Source organism: Clostridium sp. Cult2, assembly GCF_021655075.1.
In the GTDB taxonomy this organism is placed as follows: Bacteria; Bacillota; Clostridia; order Tissierellales; family Tepidimicrobiaceae; genus Schnuerera.
The window spans coordinates 1-9,269 of record NZ_PPXX01000073.1 but is presented as its reverse complement, the minus strand read 5'-3'; the positions used below and the strand labels follow the sequence as shown (position 1 = coordinate 9,269).

Annotated in this window: 10 protein-coding genes; 2 read left to right on the top strand and 8 right to left on the bottom strand. The window is 28.8% G+C overall.

Annotation, left to right across the window (positions count from 1 at the left end; all coding sequences use genetic code 11):
- The first annotated feature begins 105 nt into the window (after positions 1 to 105).
- A complete protein-coding gene (locus tag C3E90_RS08010; protein WP_236915122.1) occupies positions 106 to 303 on the top strand; it encodes a DUF378 domain-containing protein in 198 nt (65 codons plus the stop codon).
- 14 nt (positions 304 to 317) lie between these two features.
- On the opposite strand, the gene C3E90_RS08005 is transcribed toward C3E90_RS08010, so the two are convergent.
- The 8 genes from C3E90_RS08005 to C3E90_RS07970 form a co-directional block, all read right to left on the bottom strand.
- The gene (locus C3E90_RS08005) at positions 318 to 488 is read right to left on the bottom strand and encodes a hypothetical protein (protein WP_236915121.1); all 171 of its coding nucleotides are present in this window, start codon (positions 486 to 488) and stop codon (positions 318 to 320) included.
- Between the two features lie 64 nt (positions 489 to 552).
- Complete coding sequence (locus tag C3E90_RS08000; protein ID WP_236915120.1) at positions 553 to 1,089, bottom strand: class IV adenylate cyclase; 537 nt, start codon at positions 1,087 to 1,089, stop codon at positions 553 to 555.
- Positions 1,074 to 2,234: an N-acetylglucosamine-6-phosphate deacetylase gene (nagA, locus tag C3E90_RS07995; RefSeq protein WP_236915119.1), complete on the bottom strand. Its 1,161-nt coding sequence runs from the start codon at positions 2,232 to 2,234 to the stop codon at positions 1,074 to 1,076. Before nagA ends, C3E90_RS08000 begins: the two co-directional genes overlap by 16 nt.
- Positions 2,235 to 2,258: 24 nt before the next feature.
- Entirely contained in the window at positions 2,259 to 2,984 is a 726-nt protein-coding gene (gene nagB, locus C3E90_RS07990) for a glucosamine-6-phosphate deaminase (RefSeq protein WP_236915118.1), read from the bottom strand.
- Between the two features lie 14 nt (positions 2,985 to 2,998).
- On the bottom strand, positions 2,999 to 3,682 hold the full coding sequence (locus C3E90_RS07985) for a metallophosphoesterase (protein WP_236915117.1): 684 nt from the start codon (positions 3,680 to 3,682) through the stop codon (positions 2,999 to 3,001).
- Between the two features lie 82 nt (positions 3,683 to 3,764).
- Positions 3,765 to 6,197 (bottom strand): ATP-binding protein, encoded by a 2,433-nt coding sequence (locus C3E90_RS07980; RefSeq protein ID WP_236915116.1) that lies wholly within the window; start codon positions 6,195 to 6,197, stop codon positions 3,765 to 3,767.
- Complete coding sequence (locus C3E90_RS07975; protein WP_236915115.1) at positions 6,194 to 7,294, bottom strand: metallophosphoesterase family protein; 1,101 nt, start codon at positions 7,292 to 7,294, stop codon at positions 6,194 to 6,196. The genes C3E90_RS07980 and C3E90_RS07975 overlap by 4 nt, the downstream gene beginning before the upstream one ends.
- Positions 7,295 to 7,407: 113 nt before the next feature.
- Positions 7,408 to 7,890, bottom strand: a complete 483-nt coding sequence (locus C3E90_RS07970) for a PTS sugar transporter subunit IIA (protein ID WP_236915114.1) — start codon at positions 7,888 to 7,890, stop codon at positions 7,408 to 7,410.
- A 504-nt stretch (positions 7,891 to 8,394) separates the two neighbouring features.
- On the opposite strand from C3E90_RS07970, the gene C3E90_RS07965 reads away from it, so the two are divergent.
- Positions 8,395 to 9,102 carry a zinc dependent phospholipase C family protein gene (locus C3E90_RS07965; RefSeq protein ID WP_336513021.1) on the top strand — a complete coding sequence of 236 codons (708 nt, stop codon included), beginning with the start codon at positions 8,395 to 8,397 and terminating at the stop codon, positions 9,100 to 9,102.
- Positions 9,103 to 9,269 lie beyond the last annotated feature (167 nt).

Below are 9,269 nucleotides of genomic sequence, written 5' to 3'. Positions count from 1 at the left end.
TTTAATGATTAGAAAAGAAGACTATATTATTATTTAAGAAATTGATAATTATTACAGTGGAAAACTGTAATTTGATTATAACTATATTGTACAAGGAGGGATTTAATGGATGCATTAGCTCTAATATTAGTAATAATTGGTGCAATTAATTGGGGTCTGATTGGACTATTTCAATTTGATTTAGTAGCAGCAATATTTGGTGGTTCTAATACAGCCTTAAGCAGAATAGTTTATGGTTTAGTTGGCTTAGCAGGTTTATACTCATTTAAATTTTTATTTAGAGATAGGGAAAAAACACAGTAGGCTACCTACTGTGTTTAAAATCCACCAAATAGAAATAGGATTAGGATTATAAGTAATAAGTTATCATCAAATATATTACCAAATCCATCTCCAAATCCACCACCAAATAATAATAGTATAATTAATATTAATAATATACTGCTTCCGCCACCTTTTGTTAATCCTTTAATTAAATCATCTAACATTTAAAAAGACCTCCTCAAAAACATACTTTATAATATACTATTCAAAGTATATTTTTTGGTTACATTATAGGTCTTCTTTTAATTCCATTATGGATTTAGTTGAAATATGGTTTCTATCTATATTTAATAGCTTAATTGCTATTTCTAAATCATCTTCCTTTTCCACTTCAATTTCCATATAGGGAAAAGGATAAGTATCTTTATCCCATTTATCTAAATCAAATCTTATATTATTATATTTAAAGGATTTTCTTTCTTTATATCCTTCTTCCATTATTTCATATTTTAAAGCCTTTAATATGATTATCATAGATTCTACATCTTCTATTTGGGTGGTTATTTCAATGTTTTTTCTAGTCCCTTCTTTATTAATATTCTTTTTTAAAGTTAGTTTTGTGTTAATCTCATTGGAAAGCAAGTTTTTTGTTTCCCTAATTCTTAAATAGCTATTTAACTCCTTTTCTATATATCTATCCTTAGAATCAAAGATAATATTTTTTTGATATTCTTTTGCTATTAGTTTTGCTCCTAATTTCTCTAATTTTTTCTCCATTTCATCTAGATCAATATTTAATACTTTTACCTCTATTTCTTTAGCCATATGAATTTTCCTCCTACTATGGATGCAAGGATATTGATATCTTTATCCAATAAAATTAAATCTGCATCTTTACCGATTTCTATACTGCCCTTTGTTCTATCTATACCTATTGCTTTTGCAGGTGATAGACTAGCCATTCTAATAGCCTCTTGTATAGGAATATTCAAAATGTGAACCAAATTATATACTGCATCCCTTAAATTCAAGGTGGATCCAGCTAAACTACCATTTTCAAGTTTAGCAGCTCCTTTGTTGACTATAACCTTTTGTCCTCCTAGTTCATAATCTCCATCTTTAAGTCCTGCAGCTCTCATAGCATCCGATACTAGAACTATTTTATCAAACCCTTTCATGGAAATAGCAATTTCTACTGATGCATCATGTAGGTGTATTCTATCATAAATTATTTCACAGTAAACTCTATCATCCGTAAGTGAAGCACCAATGATTCCTGGCTCCCTATGAGAAAAGTTCCTCATACCATTGTATAGATGGGTTGCTACTGTAGCTCCATAGTCTATGCCCTTTTTTGCTTCTTCAAAGGTGGCATTACTATGGGCTATGGCAACAGTAATTCCTTTTGACTTCAAAAAGGATATTATATTTAATGCCCCTCCTATTTCGGGTGCTAAAGAGACCATTTTCATTTTACCATTGGATATTTCAATAAGTTTTTCTATATCTTCCACATTAGGTTTCTTTATATATTGGCTAGGTTGAGCCCCTTTCTTTTCCTGGGAGAAAAAAGGGCCTTCTAGATGAATACCCAGTAATTGAGCTTTGTCCTTTTTGTTTTCATATTTTACAATATTGTCTATGGCTTTAGATATGTTTTCATAGGAAGAGGTAATTACCGTTCCCAGAAAGGAAGTCACGCCATTTTTCAAGTGGAATTCAGCTATTCTATCTAATGCTTCTTCGGTACTATCCATAATATCATAACCTGAGTTACCATGATTATGAATGTCAATAAAACCTGGAGCTAAAAATTTCCCTTCTAAATCTACAATGGTATCTATTCCATTTTTATCTATTTCTTCTTGTTTTTCAATTTTAGCTATCTTCCCCTTATCAATTATTAAGCTATATCTATATTTAATTTCATAAGGTGTAATAATGTTTACATTATTGATTAATATTTTCATAAAACCTCCTTCTTTATTGTTCATTTATCCATTATGAGCTTCTTCGTCAATTATCACTGTAACATCAGGGTGTAATAAAAGCATGCTTACTGGCAATTGGGTTGTTATCTTATCCCCTTCTAGTAATTCCCTAATTACTTTGGCTTTTTTCTTTCCATTGGCTAACAATATTATTTTCTTAGCTTTCATAATAGATCCTATTCCCATGGTTATGGCAGTTTTTGGTACTTGGTCAATGGAATCAAAGAACCGGGAATTTGCTTCTATTGTTGATGGGGTCAAATCAACTATACTAGTACCTAGATTTAAGGTTTCATCTGGTTCGTTAAAGGCAATATGACCATTTTCTCCAATGCCAAGCATTTGAAGGTCTATGCCCCCTTTTTCTTCTATTAACTTATCATACTCTTTACAATATTTTTCTGGATTATCAACCATTCCATCGGGAATAAAAGTGTTTTTCAAATCAATATTTATATGATCAAATAGAGTCTCTTTCATAAAATAGTGGTAGCTATTGGGATGTTTTTCATCAATTCCCACATACTCGTCTAAATTAAAAGTTGTAACCTTTGAAAAATCCAGTCCTTCTTCCTTATGCATCCTAATCAATTCCTTATACATGCCCTCAGGTGTACTACCTGTAGCTAAACCTAAAATAATATTAGGTTTTTTCTCTATTCCTTCTTTTACAATATTAGCTGCTACTTTACTAAGTTTTTCATAGTCTTTTACGATAAATAAGTTCATCTTATTACCTCCTGTTATATTATTTTTTTAGGTTTAAAATGAATAAAATCACTGGAAACACAATGATATTGTATCCCATCAATTTTATCTTCAACTACCAATCTATGGCCTTCTGCATGTAAATGGCCATATAAACATATATCAATTTTGTGTTTTGCCATAATATCAACAAATTTGTTTGGAGTTAAATCCATGTTAAAGGGTGGGTAATGCAACATAGCTATTTTAATTTCAACATCTTCCCTTATATCAGATAAAGATAAGTCCAATCTATTTAATTCCCTATTGAATACTTTTTCATCTTGACTATCAAATCCTTCATAATCCTCAGATATCCAGCCTCTAGTTCCACCTATGCCCACATTTTTATAAGTATAACTGTTGTTTTGAATAAAGAATATAGTTTGTAAATTTAACTCCTTCAGTTTTTTAGGCCCTTGCCACCAATAATCATGGTTCCCTTTTGTAATTATTTTTCGACCTGGTAATTTATCTATTCGCTTTAAATCATAATAAGCTTCTTTCAGCTTTAGCGCCCAGGATATATCTCCTGGTAATAGGACTAAATCATCCTCACCAATAATCTGTTTCCAATTATTAAATATATTCTGTTCATGATTAATCCAATTTTCACCAAATACATCCATAGGCTTTCCTTTAGAATAATCTAAATGTAAATCACCTATTCCATATATCAAAGGCATCACCTCTAGTATATTAATGCAAAATATTAAGGCTAAATAAGCTTAAATACTAATATTCAACTATTAAAGTTTTACATTAACTTAAATTTATTATATTATACTCTAACCCTAGGTTATCTAATATTTCTTTCTCCCTGTTATGACAAGTGAAAAGGAGTATTTGCTTTTTATGGCTCATATCTCCTAGAAATTTTAATATGTTTTCAAGCCTCTCATCATCATACTGGATAAAACAATCGTCTAATATTAAAGGTAGATTGTCTCCTTTCATAGAGTTAATTATGCTAAATCTTAATGCAAAATACAATTGATCTATGGTTCCACCACTTAGACTATCGATATTGACTATCTCCTTAGTAGTAGGATTCTCTATTGCAATATTTAAATCATCGCTAACCCTTACCTGTTGGTACTTTCCATCAGATATAAGACTTATCAACTTGCTAACCTCTTTGTTTATTTCAGGTGCAAATTGGCTATGTATTTCCTGAGAAATATTTTCTATTGTGGATTTAGCTATCTCTATGGATTTAATCCTATTTTCATAGTACTGAATCTTATTATTTATCCTGTCTATTTCTTCTTCAATATCTATTAAATATTTAACCTCTTTGTTCAAATTATAGATTCTTTCCTCTAGTCTAGAGCAAGCATTCTTATCATTAGAAAGGGATTCCTCTTTAGAATTAATTTCATCCTTTATTTCAGTAATATTTATGGGATTTACATCATTAAAGTATTCATCATCATACTTGGATAATTGGTCCTTTAATTCTTCCAATGTAGTATTACCCAAAATTCTATCTATAACTTCAACCTTTCCTTTTCTATCCAATATTAAATTCTCAAAATGTCGTTTTTTATCTAGTCCTTCTTTAAATTCCTCTAAAGTGCTAGAATTGTTTTTATGTATAATCTCCTCTAATTCACAAATTATATCTTCCTTTTCCTTTTCTTTTTTTTCTAGAATAGATTTAGATTCTTCCAATTCCTGATTTAATTGATAAATAGTATTTAATCTATGATTATGGTTCATTTGATTTAAGCGAATATCTTCATATAATCTATTTAATTCTAATTTTGATGAACAGTTATATTTAATGGTAATTGTTCTTTGATGTTCTTCTATATCCTTTAATCTATTCTTTCTCTCCATTTCTTTGAATTTTGTTTCCTGTATGTTTTTATTAATATCTTCTAATTCATTGAATAGTTTATTGCTAGATTTTCTAGAAGCAAAAAACAAGGCAGCAAAGGGTAAAGCTACTATGCCTAGAAAAGGTTGGATTAAAGCTAATCCTAAGGAAACTATTGCCAATAAAATAAAAATATTGTTTTTAACTTTTGATTTCCTTGCTTTATCATCTAAATTCTTAAATTCTGACTTTAGAATATCCAATCTATTTTGTTGATTATTAAGTATTAGATTGTTTTTTTCGTCTTCCATTTCATTATAAGTATTCATATCATTAAATAGTTCTTCTGTTTTTATTCCTTTAATGATTCCTCCATCCTCTTCAATCTTTTTTTCCTCTAGTTGATATTCTAAATCATGTATTTTTGATATTAAACCTTTAATCTCCCTATCTAAACTTTCTTTTAGATTTTCTAATCTTAAGCCCTTTTCATATTCGTCAAAGGATAAATGAGAACAGGATTTTAGGCTTTCAATCTCCTTATCTAGAAGTTTGATTTCTTCTTTTAGAGTTAACACATCTTCATAGACTTTTTTCTTATCTAATATTTCAGCTTTTTCAAGTTGAATCTTCAATTGATGAATTTTATTTTCTTCATATTCTATTTTTTCACTTAAGGAATTGAATTCATCCATAGATTCATTATATTCCTTTTGTTTTTCTAATGCTAGTTTTCGTTTTCCTTTTAATCTATCCAATTTGATTAAAGATTTACCATAAGGTTTTTTATAGGCAATATTTGAGCCAATCTCATCTAATTGCTTTTTAAGCTGAGTAATGGCCTTTTTTACAGATATTTCATCGTCTAAACTAGTACTAATATTAGCCAGTCTATCTTTTACTTCTGTAGATAAGTTAGAGTCAATTTTATTGCCTAGTTGTTTTATTGATATGGTATTTTTATATACAGCAGTATTGAAGTCGAAAAAATACAACCCTGGAAGATGGAGTTTAAGCTTTTCTCCAGTATCTATATTATCCGTTATATCTTTTCCTATTAACTCATCATAAACTTTTACTTCTCCCTTATCAAAATCCCTTTCTATTCTATATTTTTTTCCGTTTCTAGTTAATTTTAATATCCCCATATATTTGTTTTCATTCCAAGGCCTGTATTTTTCATATTCATCTAAAAAATACCGTCTTGTAACATAAGGTTTTAAAAAACCATAGAACATACCATCTATAAAATTATGTATAGTAGTCTTGCCTGATTCGTTTTCCCCATATAGGATATTTAATCCTTCTTCTAAATTAAATCTTTTATTGTGAAACTTACCAAAGGAGATTAAATTTAATTCCCTTAAGATCATATCCCCACCTTGCCTTTCATCAAAACTTCTAACCCTATATAGAGAGCATCTCTTACTACCTTGTCTTCTAAATCTTTATCTTTCATTTCCCGTATAAAATATCCGATTATATTATCTTTATTATCTTCTTCTAATCTATCTAAATCGTAATCTATTATGGTGTTGTCAATTATTTCGACGTAATAGAAATAGTCTTCTATGCTTTTCTCAATATCCTGAATATTAATATCTACATCCCTATTAACAATGCCTTCTAAAGTAATCCTATAAAGGTTATTTTTGATTTCCTCTTCTATATCACATTGTTTTATTCTATCCAATATATCTATATATCCTAAAGTTTCATCAATTTTTATGGATTTTTCTAAAAACTTCCTACTGCTAAAGGGTATAAATTCTATTTTTGTATTTCCCATATCAATAGTTCCCTGTATAATCCCATGATTTCCTAGTTCTCCAAAATGCAAAGGCTCTGGGCTGCCACAATAGGCCATTTTTTCTGAAATTATATTAGGTTTATGAATATGACCTAATCCAATATAGTCAAAGCCTAATTGGTCTAAATAATTTTTGTCTAATGGTAAATAAGGACTTTCCTTATCAAAGATATCACCGTGAATTATTAAAACATTAATTTTACCCTTATCTATCCCCTCAAATTCTTTGAATAAATCTATGGTGTTTTCTCCTCTATCCCAACTATAGCCATAAACACAAGTGTTTTTATCTGGGAATTCTCTTTTAGTCAAGCCTTTTGGAGAGAATATAGTTATATTCCTTGGCCAATCTATAATATTATATAAAGACTTCTTGTTTAATGTATCATGATTTCCTGCAGTAATTATAATATTAATTTTTTCTGCTCTAGCTAATGTATCTCTAATCCTTTTTATATCAGATAAAGTAAAGTACCTTTCTTCAAATAAATCTCCTGCTATAAAAATAAAATCAACTTCATCATCTATTCCTTTATCCACTATTCGTTCAAAGGTATTCCATAGTTCTAGCCGCCTTTCCTTGGCTGTTTTAGTATCGAAACTTACATTGTTAAATTGAAGACCTAGATGTAAATCTCCTGTATGGATAAATCTTACCATCTAATCCCCCCTATAATTACTATTTCTTTAAAATTATATCATAGTTTAATGGATTTAAAAATGTAGAGCCCTAACAGAAAATTAGGGCTTTAGTGTACTGTATATTTCAATTGTTATGCTAATTCTACTATAAATAAAGTATTTTCTCCTTTATTAACCAGACCATCTTTTTTGTCTATTTTATTGACTTTATCCATATTGGTTATTATTATAGGGGTTATTGGAGATTTGCCCTTCTCCTTGATTGTATTTATGTCAAATTCCATTAATAAATCCCCTTTTTTAACTTTACTATCCTTTTCAATTATGCGTTTGAATCCAAGACCATCTAATTCTACAGTATCTAATCCTATATGGATAAGTATTTCTAGCCCTTCTTTGGTGACCAATCCAATAGCATGGTTTGTAGGAAATATAGTAACTACAGTTCCATCAATAGGAGATACAACTTTTCCTTCTGTTGGATTTATAGCTAATCCATCTCCAATCATCTTTTCAGAAAAAACTTTATCTGGAACTTCCTCTATGGATAATATATTGCCAGTAATAGGTGCAACAATTTCTATGAATTTATTTTTTTTGAAAAATTTAAACATTAATATTCTCCTCTCATAATAAAAATATTGTTGCTTTTATAAAAGTATAGCATAAAATTAGAATTCTTTTATAGAACTATTTTAATTTTAGTTAAACTGGCAATGATATCCAATAAAGGAATACTTTAATCTAATATAAAGTATATTGATTATTTATAAGCTATATAAATTTATTTATTAATTGTTTACGTTTTATTATATTTTCTAATATTGTGACCATACTACATTTGAGGAGGTGATTTCATGGAAGGCAATTTCTCAAATGGTCAAGAATATATAGTTATCAATCGTAACACAGGTGAGGTAAATTACTGAGTACCCGATGAAAAAGGCTATTTTTCAAAATGAACTAACAAGCCTTCTGCCGTTGGCAGTAAATAAAAACTTTTAATAGATAAAGGTAGATAGTTCATTATCTACCTTTATCTATTTTTACAGCCATAAAAAATACATGGCTATAATAAATATAATTGCAAATAATAATATTATCTACATAGAGAGAAGGTGATTATAATAGATATTTTTGAATCAACCTATGATAATATTTTAAGAATAGTGTTTGGCATTGCAAATCCTATAAAAAAATCAATAATTAAAACCCAATGTAAAGTTCATAAATCCATTAATATCTATGCGCTAAAAATTCTCAAAAATGATAAATATTTTGAAGAGTATAATCTTTTTAATAGCTATATTTTAGATATAAATAAGGGAACTGTCTGGGCAGATCAGGACTTTAAAAGTTCAAATCACTTTTATAATCCACATAAAAAGAAAGGACTTTATGGAAGAAAAAGTGCAATGGATTTGGGAGTTGAATATTATTCTAATGCTATTAAACTATGGCATGAAGGGAAATTTAATGAATCTTTATTCTTTCTAGGTGCAGCTCTTCATATTATTCAAGATATGACAATACCTCAGCATGCCAATATACGGCTTTTAGATAATCATCATCAATATGAAATATATGTAAACCGTACTTATGAATATCTAGATAAATTAGAGGTGGAAAAAGGAACACTTCTACTAGAGTCTATTGAAGATTATATTAGATTTAACGCTAGAGTAGCAATTAAAATCTATAAAAAATTCAATATGATTTCAAAGGATGAAGAAAGGTTTTATCGTATAGCTAAATGCGGGATTCCTTTGGCGAAGAGAACTACCGCAGGAGCTATGGTTATGTTTCATAATGATATATTTAAATAAACTTGAAAAAATTAGCTTTGAATTTTCAATTAAATTGTTTTGGTGCTTGTCGCAGTGATCTTGCCATCTACTTTGCTTAAGTTTTTAATCTTTATAGTTGGATTATTTATGTTGAATTCATCCATAATATCTTCTAATATATTGAATTCTTTTCTATTTATCACAAT

Coding starts and splice junctions, on each gene's coding strand:
- C3E90_RS08010 (WP_236915122.1), top strand. CDS start 106: ATGGATGCATTAGCTCTAATATTAGTAATAATTGGTGCAATTAATTGG.
- C3E90_RS08005 (WP_236915121.1), bottom strand. CDS start 488: ATGTTAGATGATTTAATTAAAGGATTAACAAAAGGTGGCGGAAGCAGT.
- C3E90_RS08000 (WP_236915120.1), bottom strand. CDS start 1,089: ATGGCTAAAGAAATAGAGGTAAAAGTATTAAATATTGATCTAGATGAA.
- nagA (WP_236915119.1), bottom strand. CDS start 2,234: ATGAAAATATTAATCAATAATGTAAACATTATTACACCTTATGAAATT.
- nagB (WP_236915118.1), bottom strand. CDS start 2,984: ATGAACTTATTTATCGTAAAAGACTATGAAAAACTTAGTAAAGTAGCA.
- C3E90_RS07980 (WP_236915116.1), bottom strand. CDS start 6,197: ATGATCTTAAGGGAATTAAATTTAATCTCCTTTGGTAAGTTTCACAAT.
- C3E90_RS07975 (WP_236915115.1), bottom strand. CDS start 7,294: ATGGTAAGATTTATCCATACAGGAGATTTACATCTAGGTCTTCAATTT.
- C3E90_RS07970 (WP_236915114.1), bottom strand. CDS start 7,890: ATGTTTAAATTTTTCAAAAAAAATAAATTCATAGAAATTGTTGCACCT.